Annotated in this window: 25 protein-coding genes and 1 tRNA gene; 11 read left to right on the plus strand and 15 right to left on the minus strand. The window is 58.7% G+C overall.

Annotation, left to right across the window (positions count from 1 at the left end):
- Positions 1-124 precede the first annotated feature (124 nt).
- The 4 genes from ccoS to ccoG are packed head-to-tail and all read right to left on the minus strand — an operon-like array spanning position 125 to position 4,648.
- Positions 125-283, minus strand: coding sequence for a cbb3-type cytochrome oxidase assembly protein CcoS (gene ccoS, locus QE432_RS20315; RefSeq protein ID WP_003515291.1), 159 nt, complete (start codon positions 281-283; stop codon positions 125-127).
- Complete coding sequence (locus QE432_RS20320; RefSeq protein ID WP_111804850.1) at positions 280-2,571, minus strand: cation-translocating P-type ATPase; 2,292 nt, start codon at positions 2,569-2,571, stop codon at positions 280-282. The genes ccoS and QE432_RS20320 overlap by 4 nt, the downstream gene beginning before the upstream one ends.
- Positions 2,568-3,068 carry a FixH family protein gene (locus QE432_RS20325; RefSeq protein ID WP_111790243.1) on the minus strand — a complete coding sequence of 167 codons (501 nt, stop codon included), beginning with the start codon at positions 3,066-3,068 and terminating at the stop codon, positions 2,568-2,570. Before QE432_RS20325 ends, QE432_RS20320 begins: the two co-directional genes overlap by 4 nt.
- Complete coding sequence (gene ccoG / locus QE432_RS20330; RefSeq protein ID WP_306625456.1) at positions 3,065-4,648, minus strand: cytochrome c oxidase accessory protein CcoG; 1,584 nt, start codon at positions 4,646-4,648, stop codon at positions 3,065-3,067. The genes QE432_RS20325 and ccoG overlap by 4 nt, the downstream gene beginning before the upstream one ends.
- Before the next feature lie 120 nt (positions 4,649-4,768).
- On the opposite strand from ccoG, the gene QE432_RS20335 reads away from it, so the two are divergent.
- Together QE432_RS20335 and QE432_RS20340 are read left to right on the plus strand one after the other, a co-directional pair.
- Positions 4,769-5,173, plus strand: coding sequence for an SRPBCC family protein (locus QE432_RS20335; protein WP_306625458.1), 405 nt, complete (start codon positions 4,769-4,771; stop codon positions 5,171-5,173).
- 11 nt (positions 5,174-5,184) lie between these two features.
- The gene (locus tag QE432_RS20340) at positions 5,185-5,541 is read left to right on the plus strand and encodes a VOC family protein (protein ID WP_003515303.1); all 357 of its coding nucleotides are present in this window, start codon (positions 5,185-5,187) and stop codon (positions 5,539-5,541) included.
- A gap of 48 nt (positions 5,542-5,589) precedes the next feature.
- Here QE432_RS20340 and ccoP read toward each other — a convergent pair whose 3' ends face one another.
- The 5 genes from ccoP to cobU form a co-directional block, all read right to left on the minus strand.
- On the minus strand, positions 5,590-6,453 hold the full coding sequence (ccoP, locus tag QE432_RS20345; RefSeq protein ID WP_003515305.1) for a cytochrome-c oxidase, cbb3-type subunit III: 864 nt from the start codon (positions 6,451-6,453) through the stop codon (positions 5,590-5,592).
- A gap of 3 nt (positions 6,454-6,456) precedes the next feature.
- Positions 6,457-6,609, minus strand: a complete 153-nt coding sequence (locus QE432_RS20350; RefSeq protein ID WP_003502810.1) for a CcoQ/FixQ family Cbb3-type cytochrome c oxidase assembly chaperone — start codon at positions 6,607-6,609, stop codon at positions 6,457-6,459.
- Between the two features lie 12 nt (positions 6,610-6,621).
- Positions 6,622-7,353: a cytochrome-c oxidase, cbb3-type subunit II gene (gene ccoO, locus QE432_RS20355; RefSeq protein WP_003515307.1), complete on the minus strand. Its 732-nt coding sequence runs from the start codon at positions 7,351-7,353 to the stop codon at positions 6,622-6,624.
- A 10-nt stretch (positions 7,354-7,363) separates the two neighbouring features.
- Positions 7,364-8,986, minus strand: coding sequence for a cytochrome-c oxidase, cbb3-type subunit I (gene ccoN, locus QE432_RS20360; protein ID WP_025593482.1), 1,623 nt, complete (start codon positions 8,984-8,986; stop codon positions 7,364-7,366).
- 243 nt (positions 8,987-9,229) lie between these two features.
- The gene (gene cobU / locus QE432_RS20365) at positions 9,230-9,751 is read right to left on the minus strand and encodes a bifunctional adenosylcobinamide kinase/adenosylcobinamide-phosphate guanylyltransferase (RefSeq protein ID WP_025593484.1); all 522 of its coding nucleotides are present in this window, start codon (positions 9,749-9,751) and stop codon (positions 9,230-9,232) included.
- Positions 9,752-10,257: 506 nt separating this feature from the next.
- Between cobU and QE432_RS20370 the strand changes: the two genes are divergently transcribed.
- Together QE432_RS20370 and QE432_RS20375 are read left to right on the plus strand one after the other, a co-directional pair.
- The gene (locus tag QE432_RS20370; RefSeq protein ID WP_013636176.1) at positions 10,258-10,950 is read left to right on the plus strand and encodes a DUF599 domain-containing protein; all 693 of its coding nucleotides are present in this window, start codon (positions 10,258-10,260) and stop codon (positions 10,948-10,950) included.
- Positions 10,951-11,019: 69 nt separating this feature from the next.
- Positions 11,020-11,985 (plus strand): heparan-alpha-glucosaminide N-acetyltransferase, encoded by a 966-nt coding sequence (locus tag QE432_RS20375; protein ID WP_306625463.1) that lies wholly within the window; start codon positions 11,020-11,022, stop codon positions 11,983-11,985.
- 159 nt (positions 11,986-12,144) lie between these two features.
- On the opposite strand, the gene QE432_RS20380 is transcribed toward QE432_RS20375, so the two are convergent.
- Positions 12,145-12,531, minus strand: coding sequence for a MerR family transcriptional regulator (locus tag QE432_RS20380; protein WP_003515319.1), 387 nt, complete (start codon positions 12,529-12,531; stop codon positions 12,145-12,147).
- Between the two features lie 85 nt (positions 12,532-12,616).
- Entirely contained in the window at positions 12,617-14,044 is a 1,428-nt protein-coding gene (gene mgtE, locus QE432_RS20385; protein ID WP_013636179.1) for a magnesium transporter, read from the minus strand.
- Positions 14,045-14,413: 369 nt separating this feature from the next.
- Here mgtE and QE432_RS20390 point away from each other — a divergent pair, with 369 nt between their 5' ends.
- The 3 genes from QE432_RS20390 to QE432_RS20400 are packed head-to-tail and all read left to right on the plus strand — an operon-like array spanning position 14,414 to position 17,545.
- The gene (locus QE432_RS20390) at positions 14,414-16,717 is read left to right on the plus strand and encodes an FdhF/YdeP family oxidoreductase (RefSeq protein WP_115063138.1); all 2,304 of its coding nucleotides are present in this window, start codon (positions 14,414-14,416) and stop codon (positions 16,715-16,717) included.
- A gap of 13 nt (positions 16,718-16,730) precedes the next feature.
- Positions 16,731-17,033 carry a hypothetical protein gene (locus tag QE432_RS20395; protein WP_111804852.1) on the plus strand — a complete coding sequence of 101 codons (303 nt, stop codon included), beginning with the start codon at positions 16,731-16,733 and terminating at the stop codon, positions 17,031-17,033.
- A 17-nt stretch (positions 17,034-17,050) separates the two neighbouring features.
- Positions 17,051-17,545: a peptide deformylase gene (locus QE432_RS20400; protein ID WP_111804853.1), complete on the plus strand. Its 495-nt coding sequence runs from the start codon at positions 17,051-17,053 to the stop codon at positions 17,543-17,545.
- Positions 17,546-17,548: 3 nt separating this feature from the next.
- Here the strand turns inward: QE432_RS20400 and QE432_RS20405 are convergent, their stop codons facing one another.
- Entirely contained in the window at positions 17,549-17,977 is a 429-nt protein-coding gene (locus tag QE432_RS20405; RefSeq protein WP_306625468.1) for an OsmC family protein, read from the minus strand.
- 121 nt (positions 17,978-18,098) lie between these two features.
- On the opposite strand from QE432_RS20405, the gene QE432_RS20410 reads away from it, so the two are divergent.
- Positions 18,099-18,266 (plus strand): Thivi_2564 family membrane protein, encoded by a 168-nt coding sequence (locus tag QE432_RS20410; RefSeq protein WP_003502827.1) that lies wholly within the window; start codon positions 18,099-18,101, stop codon positions 18,264-18,266.
- A gap of 77 nt (positions 18,267-18,343) precedes the next feature.
- On the opposite strand, the gene QE432_RS20415 is transcribed toward QE432_RS20410, so the two are convergent.
- Entirely contained in the window at positions 18,344-18,769 is a 426-nt protein-coding gene (locus QE432_RS20415; protein WP_306625472.1) for a PAS domain-containing protein, read from the minus strand.
- 557 nt (positions 18,770-19,326) lie between these two features.
- A tRNA-Leu gene (locus QE432_RS20420) sits at positions 19,327-19,411 on the minus strand.
- Positions 19,412-19,600: 189 nt separating this feature from the next.
- On the opposite strand from QE432_RS20420, the gene lipB reads away from it, so the two are divergent.
- The 3 genes from lipB to QE432_RS20435 all read left to right on the plus strand — a co-directional run bounded on the left by lipB (position 19,601) and on the right by QE432_RS20435 (position 22,480).
- A complete protein-coding gene (gene lipB, locus QE432_RS20425; protein ID WP_003515336.1) occupies positions 19,601-20,332 on the plus strand; it encodes a lipoyl(octanoyl) transferase LipB in 732 nt (243 codons plus the stop codon).
- Between the two features lie 69 nt (positions 20,333-20,401).
- Positions 20,402-21,469, plus strand: coding sequence for an NAD(P)-dependent alcohol dehydrogenase (locus QE432_RS20430; protein WP_003515339.1), 1,068 nt, complete (start codon positions 20,402-20,404; stop codon positions 21,467-21,469).
- A gap of 75 nt (positions 21,470-21,544) precedes the next feature.
- A complete protein-coding gene (locus tag QE432_RS20435; RefSeq protein WP_306625474.1) occupies positions 21,545-22,480 on the plus strand; it encodes a DMT family transporter in 936 nt (311 codons plus the stop codon).
- Positions 22,481-22,494: 14 nt separating this feature from the next.
- Here the strand turns inward: QE432_RS20435 and QE432_RS20440 are convergent, their stop codons facing one another.
- Complete coding sequence (locus tag QE432_RS20440; protein WP_003515343.1) at positions 22,495-22,953, minus strand: hypothetical protein; 459 nt, start codon at positions 22,951-22,953, stop codon at positions 22,495-22,497.
- Positions 22,954-23,102 lie beyond the last annotated feature (149 nt).

Raw genomic sequence — 23,102 nt, forward strand, 5'->3', positions numbered from 1 at the left:
TTGTGGCACTGTAATGAACAAACGGCAAGGCTAGGGGCGACTGAAACGATTAAATTTTGATGACGCAAATCAGCTTTGCATATTTGCGACAGGTCGGGGGAAGGTCGTAACCAATGCGCCTCCCCTAGGAAGGTCGTGGCCGGTCGTCGCCATCGTCCAGCGCTCGCCAGGCAGCGCCGTCCATATCCTCATATTGCCCTGATCGCACCGACCAGAGGAAGGCGAAAAGCCCGAGCGCTCCGAGAAACAAGGCGACGGGGATGAGATAGATCAACATGTTCATGCCGGTTGCGCCCCCTCGCCCGCAAATCCGGTCGGCACGCTCTGTTGCGCAGAAACGGCTTCAGCCGTTCCGGCAAGACGCAGCGCATTTGCAACAACGATGAGCGACGATGTCGACATGGCGATGGCCGCGATCATCGGCGTCGCATAACCGGCAATCGCAATCGGCACGGCAATGACATTGTAGCCGATGGCAAGCGCGAAGTTCTGCCGGATAAGCTGTCCGGCCCGCCGCGATGTCTCGATGGCGACAGGAACGGCATCCAGATTCTCGTGCATGAACACGAAGTCGGCGGCTTGCCGGCCGATATCGGCGGCGGTTGCCGGTGCCATGGAAACATGTGCTGCAGCCAGCGCCGGCGCATCATTGATGCCGTCGCCCACCATCAGAACCTTGCGTCCCTCGCCTGCCAGCGCCGCACAGCGCCCCGCCTTGTCTTTCGGCGACAGGTCGGCGTTCCATTTCGCAATGCCCAGACGCTGCGCCATGGCCTTCACGGCCGGCACCCGGTCCCCGGACACGATTTCCAGCACCAGTCCTCGCGCAGAAAGGCTGCGCAGTGCCTGTACGGCGCCAGGACGCGGATTGTCCTCGAAACCGAAACTCGCCAGATACCCGCCGTCAAGCGAAAGCACCACTTCCGATCGCGCGTCGCCGTTTTCCAGTTGCGATTCATCCGGGCAGGCAAAACGGCGGTTGCCAAGCCGGTAGGTTCCCGCCGGCGTGAGAGCCTCAACACCGGAGCCGGGAATTTCACGCACCGCGTCGTAGACCGGTAAAATTCCGCCATAGGCTGCATGCAGGGCTTTGGACAGCGGATGGCGTGAATGGGCGGCAAGGCCAGCCGCGATCGCCATCGTGGCGGGGTTCACATCGCCGGTTTCCACCAGTCGCGGCTTCCCGACCGTCAGGGTGCCTGTCTTGTCGAACAGAACGGTGTCGATTTCGGCCAGTCGCTCCATCGCCGAGCCTTCCTTGACCATGATGCCATGCCGAAAGAGCCGGCCTGCCGCCACCACCTGCACCACCGGAACAGCAAGGCCAAGCGCACAGGGGCAGGTGATGATGAGAACCGCAATCGCGATCAGCATCGCCTGCTTCCAGTCACCGCCCAAAACGCCCCAACCGAGAAAGGTCATGAGAGCAAGAAGATGTACGACGGGCGAATAATAGCTCGCGGCACGGTCGGCAATCCGCCGATAGCGCGCCCGCCCCCCTTCCGCCGCCTCCATCAGCCCGATCACTTCCGACAGAAACGAATCCTTTGCCGATGCGGTCACCCGCGCGGCGAGCGAACCGGTGAGATTGAGCGTGCCTGCCTGAAGCAGATCACCCGCCTCCACCCGACGCGGCGCGCTTTCGCCGTTGACAATGGACATGTCGAGATCGCTGCTTCCGCTGGTGACGATCGCATCCACCGCCACGCGGTCACCGGCAGCAATCGCAATCGTCATACCGGGTAGCACATCGCCAAGCGGGCGATATTCCCGCGTTCCGTCCTCACCGATAACGGTTGCGCCGCGTGGTGAAAGCCGGGCCAGGCCCGCAATGGCCGAGCGCGCCCTGTCACGCATGATATGGTCAAGCGTGCGGCCGATCAGCAGGAAGAACAGCAGCGACACGGTCGCGTCAAACCACGCGTGTTCGCCATGATGAATCGTCTCCCACAGCGAGATTGCGTAGGATAGCGTGATGGCGAGCGCGATCGGCACATCCATATTGGTGCGCCCGTGCTTCAGCGCATTCCAGGCCGACTGATAGAAGAACCGGCCGCCATAGATCAGCGCCGGCGCGGCAATCATCGCCGAAATCCAGTGGAACATGTCACGCGTCGCGGCATCGGCCCCGGACCAGACGGACACGGATAGAAGCATGATATTGGCGGAAGCAAAGCCGCAGAGCGCCACCGCCCTGATCAGTTGCGAGCGCAACACGTCCGAAGCATCCTGTCCGCTCGCGAAAAGATGCGTCCGGTATCCGGTTGCAAGGATTGCGCGGGCAAGTTCGGCGGGATCTGTCCTGATGCCATCGACATACTCTTTCCAGACAATCGCCACCCGTTTTGAGGACAGGTTCACGCGCGCCTGCTCCACCTGGCGGAGACGGCGCAGCGCCGTTTCGATGGTGGTGATGCAGGTGCCGCAATAAACGCCGGGCACGCTGAGATCTGTCTGGCGCAGCCCCTGCCCCAGATCGCGGCTTGCCAGCATCAGCTCCTCTGATGATGGTGGGTTGACCGGTTCTCCGAGTTGAAGCGACCCTTCCGTTCCCGGTGCACAGCAGCTCATTGACGCCCCCTGATCACCGCGATCCGCGTGCCTTCATGCACGATGATCCTGCCGTCTTTTACGGCAGTGACCTCGACGATCCATTGGCCGGGCAGCATGTCATGCGGGCCGGTGAAGACCCCGGTAGACACCGGGGTCAGCTCCATGTCGAAATTCTGGTGCTCGCCGACCGGCCGGCGAAAACGCGCCGTTACCGTATCCGTATCCACAGGGCCGGTATCTGGATGAAAAACTTCGTAGCGCACGGTCTTATCATCCACCACGAGCCTGCCCTTGATGCCGGTCGCGGCCCTTGCCTTGGCGGCCTCGGCCTTGGCGTTGAACTGCTGGCTGGCAACATAGGTATTGGGCACCACCAGCCCGCTCCAGCTGGTGACAGCGTTCCAGGCCATCACCATGTTGACTGTGATGACGATGCCGAAAAACATCACCATAACACCCAGCATATGCCAGCCGGTGAAAATGAAACCGGACGTCTGGCGATTGGTCGTTGTCATTTTTTCACTCCCGGAGCGTTGAAGACGGCGTCGTAACGGGCCGTCTCATGGCCGCCCGTATCGCTGACGATGAATTCGAAATTTTCAGCAGCCCGCGCGACGTGACTGCCCGGCAGGGTGACGAACACCTTCAGCGTTGTCGCCTCGTCAGGTTCCACCATCACCTCGAAGCTGCGAGAGGCTGCATCCGGCACGCCGTTTATCTTCATCACCGCACTTGGAATGCCCTCTATCGTCAGGCTCATTAGGCGCGGTTGCGGCACCATGTTGAGGATGCGAACGGTATAGCCGTTACGGATGGACCCGTTCGATTCGAGCACATATTGCGGATTGCGGTCGTGCAGCACATTCAGAGCCAGCCGCTCGCGCGTCACCAGAGCCAACAGCAAGCCGATGCCGACTGCACCCCATATTGCCGTGTAAAGAAGCGTGCGCGGGCGAAAGACGATGCGCCAGTCGAAATGGCGAATGCTGTTTTTGAACCCGCCGTCCTCGTTGCGCACATTCGCAGGCCGGATTGCGTGCTGGCCGTTGCCGGTCGCAAGCGCCATGTTGGACTGGTATTCGGACAGCGTCGCATAGGCGATCAGCCCGCGTGGCTTACCAATCTTGTCCATCACCCCATCGCAGGCATCGATACAGAGCGCGCAGGTGATACATTCCAGCTGCTGCCCGTCCCTGATGTCGATGCCCATGGGACAGACTGCGACACAAGCATTGCAATCGACGCAATCGCCGACGCTCTCCCCTGTGGCCGCAGCCTTTTTGGCGTGCCTCGTGCGAGGTTCACCGCGCCAGTCATTATAGGTCACGACCAGCGAGTTCTCATCCAGCATCGCCGCCTGAATGCGCGGCCAAGGACACATATAGGTACAGACCTGCTCCCGCATCAGCCCGCCGAAAACATAGGTCGTGGCGGTGAGTATCGCGACGGTCGTATAGGCGATCATCGGTGCCTGCCCCGTCATGAACTCTCTCGCCAGCGTCGGTGCATCGGCAAAATAGAAGATCCATGCGCCGCCGGTCAAAACGCCGATCACCAGCCAGATTGCATGTTTCATCACCCGCTTGCGCAGCTTGCCGAACGTGAAAGGTGCTGCATCGAGCTTCATGCGGGCATTCCTGTCGCCCTCTATCGCCCGCTCGACGACCAGAAACAGGTCCACCCAGACGGTCTGCGGACAGGTATAACCACACCACGCGCGTCCCACGGCGGAGGTGATGAGAAACAACCCCAGACCCGCCATGACCAGCAATCCCGCGACGAAAAAGAACTCCTGCGGCCAGATTTCGATGAAGAAGAAATAAAAGCGCCGGTTGGCAATATCGATCAGCACCGCCTGGTCGGGCGCATAGGGACCGCGATCCCAGCGCAGAAACGGCGTCAAATAATAAATGCCGAGCGTGACCAGCATAACTAGCCACTTGAACCGCCGGAACCGGCCCTCCGCGCGCTTCGGGAAAATTTTCTTGCGCGCTTCATAAAGGGGTTTACGCGTTTTTGCGGAATTGACGGCCTCCGCCTCCAGCCTTTCGACGGGCTGTTGCAGGCGGTCCTGTCCGACGGGATAGATGTTCATGATTGCAGTCCGTTTTTATCTCCTTGCTTTCTCCCATCTCACCGGCGAAACATCCTTGACTTACATCAAGCGCGGACAAAGTGGCGCAGCCTGCGGCCTGCATTAAACAGGGAGGATGAGATGCCAGTCATGCAGTCAAAAATCATTCATCTGTCGATGGAAAAACCATGGAGCCATGTCTTTGATTTCGCCTCCAACCCGCAAAACATGCCGCACTGGGCCGCCGGTCTAGCAGGCGGTCTTAAACCAGACGGCGAGGACTGGATCGCCGATGGCGGCCCGCTGGGTGAGGTCCGCGTCAATTTCGCGCCCTTAAACGAATTCGGCGTGATAGACCACGTCGTGACATTGCCGGATGGCATGAAGGTGTATAACGCGCTGCGGGTAACACCGAATGGCAGCGGTGCCGAAGTCAGCTTTACCCTGCTTCGCCTGCCGGACATGACTGATGAGGATTTCGAACGGGATGCGGAGATGGTCCGGGTCGATCTGGAAACACTGAAGTCGCTGCTCGAAACGGATTGAAGGATAAAACGATGACCACGAATACGAATGACCGGCGCATCGACTATGTCGAATTCAACGTCGCCGATATCGAGCGCAGCAAGGAATTTTACGGCGGCGCTTTCGGCTGGTCCTTTAAGGATTACGGCCCGCAATATTGCGAGTTTTCCGACGGCCGGCTGACCGGCGGTTTCACCACCACGGCACCCGTGTCAGCCAAGGGTGGACCGCTTGTCATTCTTTACGCCGCCGATATCGAGAATGCGCACCGGCGTGTCGAGGCAGCCGGTGGCCAGATCAGCGTCGCCATATTCGCCTTTCCCGGCGGACGCCGTTTTCATTTCACCGATCCGGATGGATACGAACTGGCCGTCTGGTCTGATCGATAAGAAAAAGGGCCGCATCGAGCGGCCCTTTCCATTTGTTGGCTGTGACGTTCACTCGCCACCGCCCAGCGAGTGCACGAAGATCGCAAGCTGCTTGACCGTGGTATCACCAAGCCGTTCACCCCAGGCGGGCATGACCCCGTGTTTTGGCGACCGTATCTGCGCAACGATCCCCTGCTCGCCACTGGCCTTCAGCCAGATCGCGTCGGCCAGGTTGGGCGCGCCGAACTCGCGGTTGCCCTTGGCGTTCTCACCGTGGCACGAGGCGCAATTGTCGGCGAAAATCTGTTTACCGGGTTCTACGAGTGCCGGGTTGGAAGGCGTTCCTGTCAGGCTGACGACATAGGCGGCGACCTCGCGGATTTCCTCGGACTTGAGGATATCGCCGAAGGCCGGCATTTCCGACAGGCGCGTATCGGGATCGTCGGCAAAACGAATGCCGTGCTTTACCGTCGTATAGATATCCTCGACGCTGCCTCCCCACATCCAGTCATCGTCGTTGAGGTTGGGGTATCCCTGCCCGCCTTCCGCACCCGAACCGTGACACTGGATGCAATTGACCTTGAAGGCGGCGGCACCGCCGGAAAGGGCAAATTGCCTTAGCGTCGGATCGGCCTCAATCTCGGCGAGCGAGGAACTGGCGATTCTGTCGGAATAGACGCTCTGCGCCTGTTTGGCGTCCGCCATATCGGCGGCGATCTCGGAACGGCTGCTCCAGCCGAGCAACCCTTGCGTTGCGCCATTGATCAGCGGCCATGCCGGATAGGCGATGGTATAGCCGATGGCCCAGAGGATCGTGAAGTAGAAGGTCCAGACCCACCAGCGCGGCATCGGATTGTTAAGCTCGCGAATACCGTCCCATTCATGGCCGGTGGTTTCGACGCCGCTGATGTCATCAATGTGTTTTTCGGACATATCCTAGTCCTCCTTAAGCGGAATGCTGGCGGCGTCGTCCGCAGCTTTTTTCGATCCGGGACGAAGGGTGAAAACGACGACGCCGGCGAAGAACAGGGTCATGGCAAGCAGGCCCCAGCTATCGGCGAAGTGGCGCATGGCCGTGTAGGTTTCCATCGTGTCGCCTCCTCACCGATATCCGGCGGCATCGTCATAGGTCGAGAAATCGACCAGCGTGCCGAGCATCTGCAGATAGGCAACCAGCGCATCCATTTCGGTAAGCTTGGCTGGATCGCCATCGAAATCGCCGACTTTCGCCTTCGGATAGCGCGCCAGAAGCTCGGTCGTATCGGCGTTCGGATCGGCCTGCGCGTGAAGATCAGCCGCTGATTTCTCGATCATCTCGTCGCTATAGGGCACGCCAACGGCGCGGTTAGCCTTCAGCTCCATCGAGATATCCGTAATCTTCAACGGCGTGGTTTTAAGGAACGCGTAGGACGGCATGATCGATTCCGGCACGACGGAGCGCGGATCGGCCAGATGCTGCACGTGCCATTCATTCGAATAGCGGTCGCCCACGCGTGCGAGGTCCGGCCCCGTGCGCTTGGAACCCCACTGGAACGGGTGGTCGTACATGGATTCCGCCGCCAGGCTGTAATGCCCGTAACGCTCCACCTCGTCGCGGAACGGCCGGATCATCTGGCTGTGGCAGACATAACATCCCTCGCGGATGTAGATGTTGCGCCCGGCCAGTTCCAGCGGCGAGTAGGGCCGCATGCCCTCCACCTTCTCGATAGTGTTTTCGAGATAGAAAAGCGGCGCGATTTCCACGATACCGCCGATTGAGACGACGAGCAGCGAGCCGACCAAAAGCAGAGTGGCGTTGCGTTCGATGACGCCGTGTTTGTCGAGTATGGACATCGGCCTCTCCTTATTCAGCGGGCTGCAGCGAAGGTGCGGCGTCATTGCGGACGCCCTCCTCGCGTTGATGACCGAGGATGGTCATCGTGACGTTGTAGGCCATGATCAGCGCGCCACTGAGGAACATCAGGCCACCCAGCGCACGCATCACGTAATAGGGGAACAGCGCTGCGACCGATTCCGCGAAGGAATAGACGAGGAAGCCCTGCGTATCGTATTCGCGCCACATCAAGGCTTGCTGGATGCCGGCCACCCACATCACGGCGGCGTAGATGACAATGCCGATCGTGGCGAGCCAGAAGTGCCAGTTGACCAGTTGCAGGCTGTAGAGACGATCCCTGCCCCACAGTTTCGGCGTCAGATAATAGATGGCACCGAAGGTGATCATGCCGTTCCAGCCGAGAGCGCCGGAATGCACGTGGCCGATGGTCCAGTCGGTATAGTGACTGAGCGAGTTGACGGCCTTGATCGACATCATCGGACCCTCGAAGGTCGCCATGCCGTAGAAGGCCACCGCCATTACCATCATACGCACGATGGGATCGGTGCGGATCTTGTCCCAGGCGCCCGAAAGCGTCATCAGGCCGTTGATCATGCCGCCCCACGAGGGCATCCACAGCATGATCGAGAACACCATACCGAGCGTCTGCGCCCAGTCCGGCAACGCCGTATAGTGCAGATGGTGCGGACCGGCCCAGATATACATGAAGATCAAAGCCCAGAAGTGGATGATCGACAGGCGGTAGGAATAGACCGGGCGGTTCACCTGCTTGGGAATGAAATAATACATCATGCCGAGGAAGCCGGCGGTAAGGAAAAAGCCGACGGCGTTATGGCCGTACCACCATTGCGTCAGCGCATCCTGCACGCCCGAGAAAGCGGAGTAGCTCTTGACGCCGAGGAACGACACCGGAATGGCGAGGTTGTTGACGATATGCAGCATGGCGATCGTCACGATGAAGCTCAGATAGAACCAGTTTGCCACATAGATATGCGGCTCCTTGCGCGTCAGGATCGTGCCGAGAAATGCGAGGAGATAGGCGACCCAGACGATCGTCAGCCAGATATCGACATACCATTCCGGCTCGGCATATTCACGGCCCTGCGTGATACCAAGCAGATAGCCAGTGGCAGCCATGACGATGAAGAGGTTGTAGCCCCAGAAGACGAACCAGCCGAGATTGCCGCCGAACAGGCGTGCGCGACAGGTTCTCTGCACCACGTAAAATGACGTGGCAATCAGCGCATTTCCCCCGAAAGCGAAGATCACCGCGGAGGTGTGCAGCGGCCGCATCCGGCCGAAATTGAAATAGGGCGCGATGTTGAGATCGGGAAAGGCAAGCTGAAGCGCCACCACGACCCCGACCAGAAACCCGACCACGCCCCAGAACACGGTAGCGACGACGCCGTATTTCACGACCTCATCGAAATATTCGGATTTCAGCCGGGCGCGCGCGGCCTGATCGACAGGCGCGAAAGAAACACGGCGCAGCAGAAGCACCGTGCTGACCAGAAGCGTAAAGAACAGCACCCACATATGGGCGGCGAAAAGACTGTCGTGAGCGAAAGCAGCCCCGAGCAGCGCGAGAAAAGCCCCAAGGGCCACGATCGCGGTTTCTAACGTGTAATTCATTGTTGGTTTCCCCCAACGTGCAAGCAGACCGACGAAAGGCTTGGCGCGCGCTTTACGAAGCGGAAACGGGCCTTTGCGTCGGTTGGAGCATTGCCACCGGCGTGGGGAAGCCACCTTGATCCAGATCAAGAAAGAGAAGCTGTCGCAGCACCGGCAAAACCGAGCCGGGATTTGGCGATAAAAAGTACATAGAAACTGAAAGAACGGACGCCGACGCGCGACACCGGCTTTATAGGGCTTGCGTCAGCCCTTCATTTTCAGCGGCAGCCCGGCTGCGACGAAATAGACTTCATCGACGATGGCCGCGACGCGCTGGTGTAACCTTCCGGCGTGATCGCGAAATTCGCGCGCCATGCGGTTTTCCGGCACGATGCCAAGGCCGACCTCGTTAGAGACGAGAATCAGTTTCGCCTTGGTGGACGCGATTGCCGCTGCCAGCGTGGCGAACGCCGTCTCGATATCGGCGTTCTCCATCATCAGATTGGTGAGCCACAATGTCAGGCAGTCGATCAGGATAACATTGTCCGGCGCATCCAGCCGCGCGAGCACGGCAGCGATATCAACGGGCGCCTCGTGTGTCGTCCACTCCTCGCCGCGTCGGGCCTGATGATGGTCGATGCGATCGCGCATCTCGTCATCCCATGCCCGGCCGGTGGCCAGATAATGCAGGCGCCCGTCGGCTTTGCCCGCAAGGTCCTCGGCAAAACGGGACTTGCCGGAGCGCGCGCCGCCTAGAATGAAAACGGAGCGGTTTTTATCTGTCATGAAGAACCTGGAAGAAAAGAATAAGACGGACCGGCATCATTGCGGTGTCGCAAGCCAGAGACAGCCGTACATGAAGGGAACGATTCGTAGAAAAAGGCGTCCCCCGGTTACTCATGCCGGACTGCCGATGATACCGGGTCGGAGACGACAAAACCTGTCCGCACGATGCGGGACATATGACAGCCTTGGCAACTCCGGATGCCGGAAACACCGGTCCTGACAAAAAGCTAGGTGCGAACGGTCATTCTGTCAATCGGCGAGCGGTGTCTACGAAAAATCAAGCGGAACCGGTACGCAAAACCTTAACCCGGAACCGGCAGACCTTTCCGTCCGCGACGGGATTGATAAAGCCACTTGGTTACCGGAACGTTAGCAGAAAACGAAATTACGAAGCTGCAACGCGGCGGGAGAATGTTCGCCCATGGAGGCCGCTGCCATTGCCTTGCCATGGCCTTCAAATCAATATGGCCGCGAAGATTCGCAAACAGCAAGGTGACCTGCCCGTGATGACCGTCATGGACTATATCTCGATCGTCGTTTTTATCGTGTTATGGGCCACCTATACCCACCTCACGACGGGAACGACGCTGTTTTCGCGAACCAGCCTCAATCAGGCGATGGCGGAGCGCCGGCGCGACTGGATTTACAATTCTCTCAAACGCGACTTGAAGATGATCGACACGCAGATCATGGCGGGTTTGCAGAATGGTACCGCTTTTTTCGCGTCTACCTCGATCTTTGCCATCGGCGGCTGCTTTGCTCTTCTGGGGGCGACAGATCGGGTCGAAACCGTGTTTCGCGACCTGCCCTTCGTGCAGTATGCCGGGCGCACGGCCTTCGAACTGAAGGTCATGGGGCTAACCTGCCTTTTCGGCTACTCGTTTTTCAAGTTCGGCTGGTCCTACCGCCTGTTCAATTATTGCACGATCCTGTTCGGTGCCATACCCATGGTCCATGATGTCAACGCGGATCGCGACGCTGCCGAGCGTGCCGCTGAAAACGTCATAAAGATGAACATCATCGCTGCTAAGAACTTCAATGATGGGCTGCGGACGATCTTCCTGTCGATCGGTTATCTCGGCTGGTTCATCAGCCCCTATGTCTTCATCGCAAGCACGGTCATCATCATAGTGGCGCTGTTGCGCCGCCAGTTCTTCTCCGAGGCACGCCGCGCCATCATGGACAGGCCCGGGCCTTGAAATAGCCTTACTTCACGGGCCAAGCCCTTGAGTAGACAACGGCTTCAGACAGCTGAAACAGCGGGAATTATGGAAACAGAAACAGCTGCAATCGACACCCGCCGCAAAGGCCGCATGGGCGGTCTCGATACACTGCGCGGCCTGGCGCTCATCGCCATGGCGTCTTACCACTTCACATGGAATCTGGAGTATTTCGGCTATCTGGAGCCGGGTACGGCAACCACCGGCCTGTGGAAGCTTTATGCGCGCGCCATTGCCAGCTCGTTCCTGTTCCTCGCCGGTTTCAGCCTGTTTCTCGCCCATGGCAAAGCCATAAACTGGCCGTCCTTCGGCAAGCGTTTTGCAATGGTGGCGGGCTCGGCGCTGCTCATCACCATCGCTACCTATGTCGCCTTTCCGGATAGCTTCATCTTTTTCGGAATCCTGCACAACATAGCCGCTGCAAGCCTTGTCGGGCTGCTGTTCCTGCGGCCCCCCCCGCTGGTGACGCTGCTTTTCGCGGCTCTTGCCTTTGCGCTGCCGCAATACGTCCAGTCGGATTTTTTCAACAGCAAATGGCTGGCATGGGTCGGTTTCTCCACCATGCCGCCGCGCTCGAACGATTATGTGCCGCTCTTGCCGTGGCTCGCGCCCTTTCTTGCCGGACTTGCGGTTTCGCAATTCGTCACACCGCGCAGCTGGCTGGACCGTTTTCGCAACCCAAGCTCCCCCCGCAATCTGATAGCAACAGCGGGCCGTCACAGCCTTGCCTTTTACCTCATTCATCAGCCGGCGCTGATTGGCCTCGTCTACGCGGTATCACTTGTGTCACCGCCTCCTCCTGTCGACCAGGTGGAGCTTTACAAATCGAGCTGTGAAAAAAGCTGCGTCCAGCAGGCTAACGGGCAGGAATTGTGCCAACGTTTCTGCGGCTGCACGCTTGAAAAGCTGCAAGCGGAAAGCCTGTTTGACATCATGATGGAAGGCAAGCTCAGTGCGGAGCAGCAGACGAAGGTCAGCGACGTGGCGCAACAGTGCACGGTTGAGGCGCAGTAAAGAACGACACACGCCCAATCTACGCTCGGCGTCATTCTCGGGCTTGACCCGAGTATCTATCCACGTCGCGTAAAATCAAAAGCATGACGGAGTGAGAGGTTTTCCTCTCCGCGGGAAATCCAGGGCCATCACGTCAAGCGCGACGGCGGGAAACCTGCATCAGGTCCCTACGCCGATTTCGGCAAGGCGCGTGAGGCAGGCCTCTTCGACATTGTCGAGTTCAGCCAGCGTCTCTTCGATGTCCTTGCGCTTTTGCCTGAGATCGGCGCGCTTCTCATCAACCTTCTTCATCAGAAGCACAAGCTGGCCTGATTCGCCCGGCGGCTCCTTGTAGACGTGAATGATCTCGCGAATTTCTGCGATCGTGAAACCGATACGGCGGCCGCGCAGGATTTCCTGAATGAGACGCCGATCCGCAGACCTGAAAAGCCTCGTACGCCCGCGTCGCTCAGGGTGAATGAGGCCCTCATCCTCGTAAAATCGCAAGGTGCGGGTGGAAACACCGAATTCGCGCGTCAGTTCGGTTATGCTATAATACTTGTCCAAGGGCCTATCCGATTCATAACCGGACAATTATTATTTGACCTTCACGTAAAAGTCAATTTTTCCTGCCGCTTTCGCCTGTTCTGGCCTATCCCGAAATACCGTACCACCAGGTCGCGATGCCCAGAAACGAAAAAAAGCCGACAATGTCCGTTACCGCCGTCACGAAGACAGCAGAGGAAACGGCGGGGTCTGCCCCGAACCTGTCGAGAACCAGCGGAATGAGAATGCCTGCCAGCGCCGCCGCCAGCATGTTGAGACACATGGCGGCAGCAATGATTCCACCGATATGGACATCCTGGAACCACACGCCTGCAACGATGCCGATGGCACAGCCGAACAACAACCCGTTCAGGATGCCAACGCCCGCTTCACGCCTGATAATGCGGGCAGCGTTGTGAATATCTAGGCTTTTGGTAGCCAGCGCCCGCACGGACACGGTCATGGTCTGCGATCCGGCATTGCCGCCCATCCCGGCAACCGTCGGCATCAAAATCGCCAGCGCAATGATCTGCTGGATCGTCGCATCGAAAAGGCTGATGACGGAGGCAGACAGAAAGGCGGTAAGGAGGTTGACCGCAAGCCATGGCACACGCGAGCGCGAGGTGCTGGTGATGCTGTCAGACAGTTCTTCGTCGCCCACACCGCCAAGGCGCAGCAGATCCTCTTCGGCTTCTTCCTGAATGACGTCGACTACGTCATCGATGGTGAGCACGCCAACCAGACGGCCGTTATTGTCCACCACGGCTGCGGATAGAAGGTCGTATTGTTCGAAAAGCTGCGCCGCTTCTTCCTGGTCCATTTCGGCCGGAATGGAGTGGTTGGTCTCGTGCATGATCGTTTCGATCTTCACCTGACGCTTGGCGCGCAGCACCTTGTCGAGATCGAGAGCGCCGACAAGCTTGAACGTGGGGTCGATGACGAAGATCTGCGTGAAGGAATCCGGTAACTCCTCCTCCTCACGCAGATAATCAATGGTCTGTCCCACGGTCCAGAACGGCGGCACGGCAACGAATTCCGTCTGCATGCGACGGCCGGCAGAGCTTTCCGGATAATCCAGCGCCCGCATCAGCCGCACCCGTTCGGTGAACGGGAGTTGCGAGAGGATGTCCTCGCGGTCCTCGTCGTCGAGATCCTCGAGAATGTAGACGGCGTCGTCCGAATCCAGTTCGCCGATACCGGCAGCGATCTGCTCATTCGACATCTGGTCGACGATATCGAGACGGATGCCTTCATCCACCTCGGTCAGCGCCGTCATGTCAAAATCGGAACCCAGCAACCGCACGAGCGCGTGGCGCTGCTCCGGCATGATCGACTCCAGCACGTCGCCGAGTTCAGACTCATGCAGCCGCGCCACATTCTTGCGCAGGAAAAGCAGATCGCGGTCGGCAATCGCCGCCCCCACCATCGCCAGAAAGTCGGATCGGACAGAGCCGTCCTCGGCGTAGATATCGGAGGGTGCCTCTGTCGGTTTCAACTCTTCGGGCGCGAGAAGATCGTCGTCACGGTCTGTCATCTGGCGTCCCCTTCTTTAAATGCCGCAGTGCACGAATTTGCAGGCAGAATGGCGTTAAAAAGTATATTGTCAACAACCGGATAGGTGAAAAACAACGGGCTTCGGAACTGCGACGAAAATGGCATGGAGCGCCCTTTCGCAAGACCATGATCGAAGAGCGCAGCACTCCATGATGATGCAGCGGCAGACACTGCACCTCAATCCGCACAACGTCCGGAAAGCCCTTGCCGTTCCGTCGGAACCGATAAGATAGAGATTGACATATGTCGTCCATAGACGATTCTGAAAGAGCTTTTTTATATATGATTGGCCGTTGCCAAACGGTAAGTATCCTTGGGCGGCCAGGAAAATTTCAGGAAAATCACGACAATGAGCAAGACAGATTTCATCGGCAAGGCTTCCGCCGCCGCAGGTGGCTGGGGCGCGCTTAAAAGCGTTGGCAAACGGCTGATGGAATCCGGCGCGCCGATTTCCGGCGCACGCACGCTGCTGAAGGCAAACCAGCCGGATGGATTCGATTGCCCGGGCTGCGCATGGGGCGATCCGGAGCATGGCTCTTCCTTCGAATTCTGCGAAAACGGCGTCAAGGCGGTCGCTTGGGAAGCGACGGAAGCCCGGGTGCCGCCGGATTTTTTCGCCACCCGCACCGTCTCCGAACTGCGCGGCTGGTCTGACTACGATCTGGAAAAGCAGGGCCGCCTCACCCACCCGATGCGTTACGACCGGGCGAGCGACAAATATCTGCCGGTCTCCTGGGACGACGCCTTTGCCGAAATCGGCGGCGTTCTCAATAGCCTCGACAGCCCGGACCGGGCGGAATTCTACACATCCGGCCGCGCCTCCAACGAGGCAGCCTTCATCTATCAATTAATGGTTCGGCTTTACGGCACGAACAATTTTCCCGACTGCTCCAACATGTGCCACGAGGCAAGCGGTGTCGGCCTGAAAGCCTCGATCGGCGTCGGCAAGGGCACAGTGCTCCTGGAAGACTTCGAGCAGGCAGACGCGATCTTCGTAATTGGCCAAAATCCCGGCACGAACCACCCGCGCATGCTGGGCGACCTGCGCCGGGCAGCGCTTCGAGGCGCGAAAATCGTCGTCCTAAATCCGATCAAGGAAAAGGGGCTGGAGCGCTTCGCCGATCCGCAGGACAAGATCGAGATGATCACCGGCGGCAACACCAAGATCGCCACCAACTATTACCAGCCCCGGCAAGGCGGCGACATGGCGGTGGTGCGCGGCATGAGCAAGGCGATCTTTGCAGCCGACGACGCCGCAAGGACTGCCGAAGAATCTGCCATCATCGATTACGACTTCATCGCCGAACATGCGGTCGAGTTCGAGGCTTATCGTGATGCCGTCGAGGCGACCAGCTGGGAAAGCATTCTCGACCAGTCCGGCCTCACCCGCGCAGAAATCGAAGAAGCCGCCCGCATCTACATGAATGCCGGCTCCGTCATCGCCACCTGGGCCATGGGCGTCACCCAGCATCGCCACTCCGTCATCATGGTTCGCGAAATCACCAACTTCATGTTGCTGCGCGGCAATATCGGCCGCCCCGGTGCCGGTCTTTGCCCGGTACGCGGCCATTCCAACGTTCAGGGTGACCGCACCGTCGGTATCGATGAAAAAGCGCCGCCGGCGCTGCTAGACGCACTGGAAAAAGAACTCGGCGTCGCCATGCCGCGCAAACCCGGCCACAACACCGTGGAGGCCGTAGCCGCCATGCTGGATGGCAAGGCGCAAACCTTCATCGCGCTCGGCGGCAACTTCATGCGGGCAACGCCCGACAGTCCGCTGATCGTCAAGGCTTTTGAAAATCAGAAACTGACGGTCAACATCGCCACCAAGCTCAACCATTCGCATCTGGTGCCGGGCGAAATCTCCTTCGTGCTGCCCTGCCTTGGCCGAACGGAAATCGACCGTAATTCTGCGGGCAAGCCGCAGATCGTCACGGTCGAGGATTCCATGAGCATGGTGCATGGTTCCGGCGGCATCAATCCGCCAGCCTCGGAAGAACTACGCTCCGAAGTCGCCATCGTTGCCGGCATTGCGCAAGCGACCCTTGGCAATGCGCAGGTCGACTGGAAAGCGCTTGCCGAGGATTACGATCTCATCCGAGACATGATCGAGCGGGTCATCCCGGGTTTCGACAATTTCAACGAACGCGTCCGCGTGCCGCGCGGTTTTCGCCTGCGCAACACGGCCTCCGAACGGGAATGGAACACACCGGCAAAAAAGGCCGTCTTTTATAGCGGCCCGCTTCCCGAACAGACCGAGCATCAGCAGGCGCTCACGGGCGACAATCTTTTCGTGCTGCAGACATTCCGCAGCCACGACCAATACAACACCACGATTTACGGCATGGACGACCGTTATCGCGGCGTTTATGGCGAACGCCAGGTCATCTTCATGAATCCTGCGGATATGGAAGCGCTGGGCGCCCACTCCCGCCAGCGCGTCGATGTCATCGGCGAATATGGCGATGGCGTGGAGCGGATCGCCCAAAATTTCCGGTTGGTCCCCTACAATATTCCGCGCGGCAGTGTCGGCGGATATTATCCCGAACTGAACGTGCTGGTGCCGCTGTCAAGCTATGGCGAAGGCAGCTTCACGCCAACGTCGAAATCGGTACTCGTCTCCTTCCGCCTGCTTGCCGATTCCGCCTCTTGAACAGGATGGCTTGATGGGTGAGGAACAATCTGCAGCGGCTTTTATGGCAGCGGTGGAGCAGATCGTGCAAGGATCGTCGCAGGCGCTTTCGGCCACGGGCGCGGCGATCCTTCTGGCCATCAATATGGATATCGCCACCGACAGCCGCAGCATCGCCAATCGGCTGGGACTTGCGCATGCCCTCGTCCTGCGCGAAATCTCCGCCCTGTCACCGCGCTTTGTGCGGGTGGCGAAACGCGACGCCCGCACCCAGCGCAGTTGGCTGGAGGTCACAGCGGAGGGACAGGCGCTCGCCGCGCTATCCTCTCAAAACTGAAACGAACGGAGCATTCCTTGGCAATCAGGCCGATCCTGTCCTACCCCCATGCCGGCCTTTCAGAGATTTGCGCGCCGGTCACTGTTTTTGACGACCACCTGCAAAATCTGGTCACGGACCTGATCGACACCATGCGCGCCGCCCCCGGCGTCGGCATCACAGCGGCTCACATCGGTGTAAAACAGCGCGTCTTCGTGCTTGAGCTGACACCGGGAACCGTGCTGACATACATCAATCCCGAAATCGTCAGTCACTCCGGGCAGACCATGCGGCATGTGGAAGGCAGCGTCTCAATGCCGGGCTTCACCGAAGAGGTGGAACGTCCGTCTGAGGTCGAGGTGAGGTTTCAGGACGTAGCGGGCGTGGAACATCGAGAGAGCGCCAAGGGATTTCACGCCATCTGCATCCAGCACGAGATCGACCAGCTGGATGGTGTGTTCTGGCTGAAGCGCCTGTCGAAGCTGAAACGCGACCGGCTTGTGAAGAAATGGGAAAAATCCCGAAAGCCGTGACGATCAGCTAGCGATCGAAACAGCAAAGTCCGCGTCGCCCTTCAAAGTGTTGCTGACGGTGCAGATATCTTCGGCCGCATGGGCAATTGCGGCGCGCGTCGCCTCGTCGAAACTCCCGGCAATCTCCATCCTGATATCGAAACGGATGATGCGATAGGGCTCCTGCGCCGATTTCTCACCGGAAACGTCAACGAGCACGCTCTCGAAGCCGTCCAGTAACCCCATTCGGCTCGCCGCAATCCGGGCGCTGAGCGCCAGGCATGCCGCAAGCGACGAATAAAGGAGGTCGATCGGATTGAAGCCCGGTTCAGAGACACCCGTCACAATTTCCAGGGCGCCGCCGGTCACTGTCGAAATCAGTGGGCGACCAAGCCGCCCGACCTTGGCGGTGGCGCCAACCGGCCTTAACTTCACCTTTCCACCATCTATCATTCTAATATTCCTAATTTAATCGCGTGCAACCAATCGCATGGAACCAAAACCTGTCTGGCGCTTTTTACTCACACAACGGTGAACGACCGTTGAACCTTTATTATACAGGGAGCTGGGACCTATGGTTACATCTACGCTCGTCAGCATTCTGATCACCTTCCTGGTGATCGTGCTCGTCTTGTGGCTCATCGCACGACTGCCCGTCGGCGGCGGCGCGAAACAGATCGCGCAAGTCATCGTCATCATCATCGGCATTATTTCGCTGCTGAAATATCTCGCCGTCTTCTGATATCCCGGTAGCGTGCGAACAGAAAAAGGCGGCGAAAGCCGCCTCTTTTTTGCGCCATTTTTCATGACACTCGATAGCTATTGGCGCGGCTCGAACTGGTAGGTTTTTTTCAGAGTGATATCGCGAACGCTGCCGAGACCAAGAAACGGCGTATTTTCAGCATCGAAAATCGCCCTGCCCTTCGCCACGATCCAGCGGATGGAACCATCTGGCAGATGCACCTTGTAACGCTGGTCGAAAAACACGCCGGTAGTAATGCTTTCGAAAATTGCCCGCGCCACCTGATCGCGCATTTCCATATCTATTCTTTCGAGAATATCCTCAATCGACACACCTCGCGATGCCACCGCTTCGGAAAAGCCATGACACTCCGCGGTGACGGTGTCCATGATCAACCTATTGTCGGAAATGCTCCACATATAATAGCCGAGCGCATTGTCTGAATCCGCCTTGTCCCCCTGCACGAAAACCTCCAGACCTTTTTTTCTGACAAACGCTAACATCAGACCTCTAATATTCCACCCCTTGTTTTGAGGGGGTATTTAACCGGCTACTACAACGTGTATCGATATCCACCGAAATTTAATGGCGCCTGATCCGGATGCCGGTTTCGAAAGCACGATAATTTCAAAAAAAGCGTCGCAAAGCCAACCGCTTGCACCTACATGACTGCAAGATGAAATGTCGAAGGATGCTCATATGCTGCGAACCGCTCTTACTTTTGGGTTGCTGTCGGCAACTGTCTTTCTAGCTGGATGCCAGACGTGGCAAAGCCCTTATCGCGGAAACGAATGGCGGATGGACCAGGTCATGGATGGCGACCCCTACCGGGTCGGTGACGGCAATCGCGCGGGGAGACGCTAAGCCGCAAACATCTCATCCGAATGGCGGCAAGATCGATAATCTGACGCCCTGAAATTTTACAGCCCGGGCTGCCGAGACGAAACAAGTCGAAGTCGCCCGAGGCGTATTTAATCGACGTAACTGCTTCTTTTTTTTTGGGAGGAGCAAAGCCAAACGATTGGCAGAAAAAGAAAAAACCCGCCGAAGCGGGTTTCTTTGGTGCGGTCGAGAAGACTCGAACTTCCACGGGTTGCCCCACAGCGACCTCAACGCTGCGCGTCTACCAATTCCGCCACGACCGCATCGTGGTAGGCGTCGACTTGCGCCGACGGGGGTGCATGTAGCAAAAGGATTTTGGGTGCACAAGAGCGTCGTGACAGTTTTTTGAAATTAAAAATCGGCCCGACCCACCCTATATGCAGGAAGCCCGGAAATGCTGGGGTTGCAGCCTTCTCATCATTTTGCGAGAAGGCTGTGGAAAGGACTTTTTCATGCTCACACGCACGGATATCGAGACAAATATGCTGCCCGTTCCCGGCTCGCCGCCTGTTCGCTGGCGAATCTCGGAAGGTCTCGTGCCTTACGAACTGGCTATAGAAGAGATGGAACGCGAAGTTGCCGCCATAGCCAATGGCGAGGCCGACGAACTCGTGTGGCTTCTGGAGCACCCGCCACTCTACACGGCAGGCACCAGTGCCGATGTTGCCGACCTGATCGAGCCGGAGCGTTTTCCGGTCTTCGCCACCGGTCGCGGTGGCGAATATACCTATCACGGGCCGGGACAGCGCGTCGTTTACGTCATGCTCGACCTGAAACGCCGGCGCCAGGATGTCCGCGCCTATGTCGCCGCGCTGGAGAATGTCATCATCCGCACGCTCGACAAGATGAATGTCCGTGGCGAACGGCGCGAAGACCGGGTTGGCGTCTGGGTCAGGCGTCCGGAAAAACCCCTGCTTCCCGATGGTAGCATGGCCGAGGACAAGATCGCCGCGCTCGGCATCCGGTTGCGCAAATGGGTGAGCTTTCACGGGCTGTCGATCAATGTCGATCCCGACCTCGCGCATTTTTCCGGCATCGTTCCCTGCGGCATCAGCGCCTATGGCGTCACCAGCCTTGTCGATCTTGGATTGCCGGTTATGATCGGCGATGTCGATGTTCTGCTGCGAGAGGCCTTTGAGGAGGTCTTTGGCCCGGCAGTGCCCGAAGCCGGCTCCGGCGGCTGAAACCCGCCGCAACTTTTTTGTCGCCTGCAAGTGCATGCAATATCGATCACCACAAGAGGAGGAACGACCATGTTCACAACGTCAGCCTATGCCTGCGATGACGGTTCTTCGCCGATGAAGCTCGCGACCATCAAGCGTCGCGATCCCGGCCCGCGCGATGTCGAAATCGAAATCGAGTTCTGTGGCGTCTGCCACTCCGATATCCATACGGCCCGCAGCGAATGGCCGGGTTCTCTCTACCCCTGCGTCCCCGGCCACGAAATCATCGGCCGCGTCGGTCGGGTGGGCGCGCAGGTCACGAAATTCAAGGCGGGTGACCGCGTCGGCGTCGGCTGTATCGTCGACAGCTGCCGTGAATGCGCAAGCTGCGCCGAAGGGCTGGAGCAATATTGCGAAAACGGCATGACCGGCACCTATAACTCGCCTGACAAGGCCATGGGCGGCGGCGCACATACGCTTGGTGGTTATTCTGCCCATGTGGTCGTCGATGATCGCTATGTGCTGCGGATCCCCGAAGGGCTCGATCCAGCAGCCGCAGCACCCCTGCTCTGCGCCGGCATAACCACCTATTCGCCGCTGCGGCACTGGAATGCAGGTCCCGGCAAGCGCATCGGCGTCGTCGGTCTCGGTGGCCTCGGCCATATGGCAGTCAAGATCGCCAATGCCATGGGCGCCACGGTCGTGATGATCACCACCTCCCCCGGCAAGGCAGAAGACGCGAAAAAGCTCGGTGCCCATGAGGTGATCGTTTCACGCGATGCCGACCAGATGAAGAAAGCGGCTTCCAGCCTCGATCTTATCATCGACGCGGTTGCCGCCGACCACGACATCAACGCCTATCTTGCGTTGCTGAAGCGGGATGGCGCACTGGTGCAGGTCGGAGCGCCTGAGAAGCCGCTATCGGTGCACGCATTCAGCCTCATCCCCGGCCGCAAGACCTTCGCCGGCTCGATGATTGGCGGCATTCCTGAAACCCAGGAAATGCTGGATTTCTGCGCCGAAAAAGGCATCGCCGCCGAAATCGAGATGATCAATATCGATCAGATCAATGAGGCTTATGAACGCATGATAAAAAGCGATGTGCGTTATCGCTTCGTCATTGATATGAAGAGCCTGCCACGCCAGAAGGCCGCCTGACCTCGTCGAGGGGGAGCGCCCTCTGGCGCTCCCGTTTCCTCGTCAGACCTTTTGGTTGAAAGCGCAGCCCTACCCATGACCAGCCAGACCGGTTTGAACGATGTCGCCAAGGGCATGATGATCATGGCGGGCTGCATGTTCGTGCTGCCCGTCATGGATGCCATCGCCAAATACATGGCGGTGAGCGGCGGAATGTCACCGGCGCAGGTCACCTTCTACCGCTTCTTTTTCCAGCTTCTGTGCACCCTGCCCCTGCTGCTGCTGGTCTCACCCAAAGCGCTGTTCAGCGCCAGACGACCGTGGATGAACTGCCTGCGCGGCGTGCTGCATGCCAGTGCCAGCCTGATGTTCTTCGCCGCCGTCAAATACATGCCACTCGCCGATGTCTTTGCCATCTATTTCGTCGAGCCATTTATGCTGACGATGATGTCGGCCCTCTTCCTCGGCGACAGGGTCGGCTGGAAACGCTGGACAGCGATTGCGGTGGGTTTCGGCGGCGCTCTGATCGTCATTCAGCCGAGTTTTGAGATCTTCGGCTGGACATCGCTCCTGCCGGTCGCCTGCGCATTTCTCTACACGCTCTACCTGTTCCTTAACCGCGCTATCGGCGATGCCGACAGTCCGCTTGTCATGCAGACCATGTCCGGCATTGCCGGCACGGTGTTCATGGCGGCAGCCCTTCTGGTCGGCGACGCCTACGGTGACAAGGATTTCGCGATCTCGCTTCCGCAATCCGGCTTCACCCTCACCCTACTCATCGTGTTAGGGTCGATATCCGGCTATATGCATCTCCTGATCGTCAGGGCCTTCAGGCTGGCGCCGCTGTCGCTTCTGGCACCATTCCAGTATTTCGAAATCATCTCGGCGACGGTTCTCGGTTATGCGCTGTTTTCGGATTTTCCGACGCCATCGAAATGGCTCGGCATCCTCATCATCGTCGCATCCGGCCTTTTCATCATCTGGCGCGAGCGTGTGCAGACGCACAAGAACCCGCCGCTCGACGGACAATGACGCCCAGAACGCTTTCAGGCGCCCGAGGGCTGCGGTCCTTCGTCGTGATGGTCCTGCGCCTCCACAAGGCTACCGAGCAGCCACAGCGAAACCTCGGCGGCCTCTCCGGCGGATTTGAAGCGGTATGAGCCGCTATATTTTGGCGTATCGAAAAACGTAACGACGAAACCGTCACCGCTTTCCAGACTTTCGACCCTTATCCGCTCGGGATCGATCATCAGGCACACATAATGGGATCCCATATTGCGCATGAAGCCGGCCTTGTTGTCGTGCAGCCGCACGAAGGCTGCGCCGCCATCCACCGTCATATGCAGGCTTCTGATCGCCTCGGTGGGAAACGCGCGGGCAAAATCCATGATCGCCTGCCCCACATCGTGGTTATTGTCCTCATCCGTTGCCCGTGTCATGCGCCAGGCATAAACAGCGAAGACCGCAAGCAGCACGAAAACGATTATCCAGACCGCCATATTCATGCGGGAAGGCTCCCTCAGCACCGAAACATCGCGATTCGCGAATCGAAACGATGCGAACCCGGCTCAAGCTCTTAAACACCGAGGCTTGCGTGAAGTGTGGCTCTTCGGCCTCGACGCGAAAATTGCTCCGATCTGTCTGCGCGATGTGC

This window comes from Agrobacterium sp. SORGH_AS_0745, from assembly GCF_030818995.1.
In the GTDB taxonomy this organism is placed as follows: Bacteria; Pseudomonadota; Alphaproteobacteria; order Rhizobiales; family Rhizobiaceae; genus Agrobacterium; species Agrobacterium tumefaciens.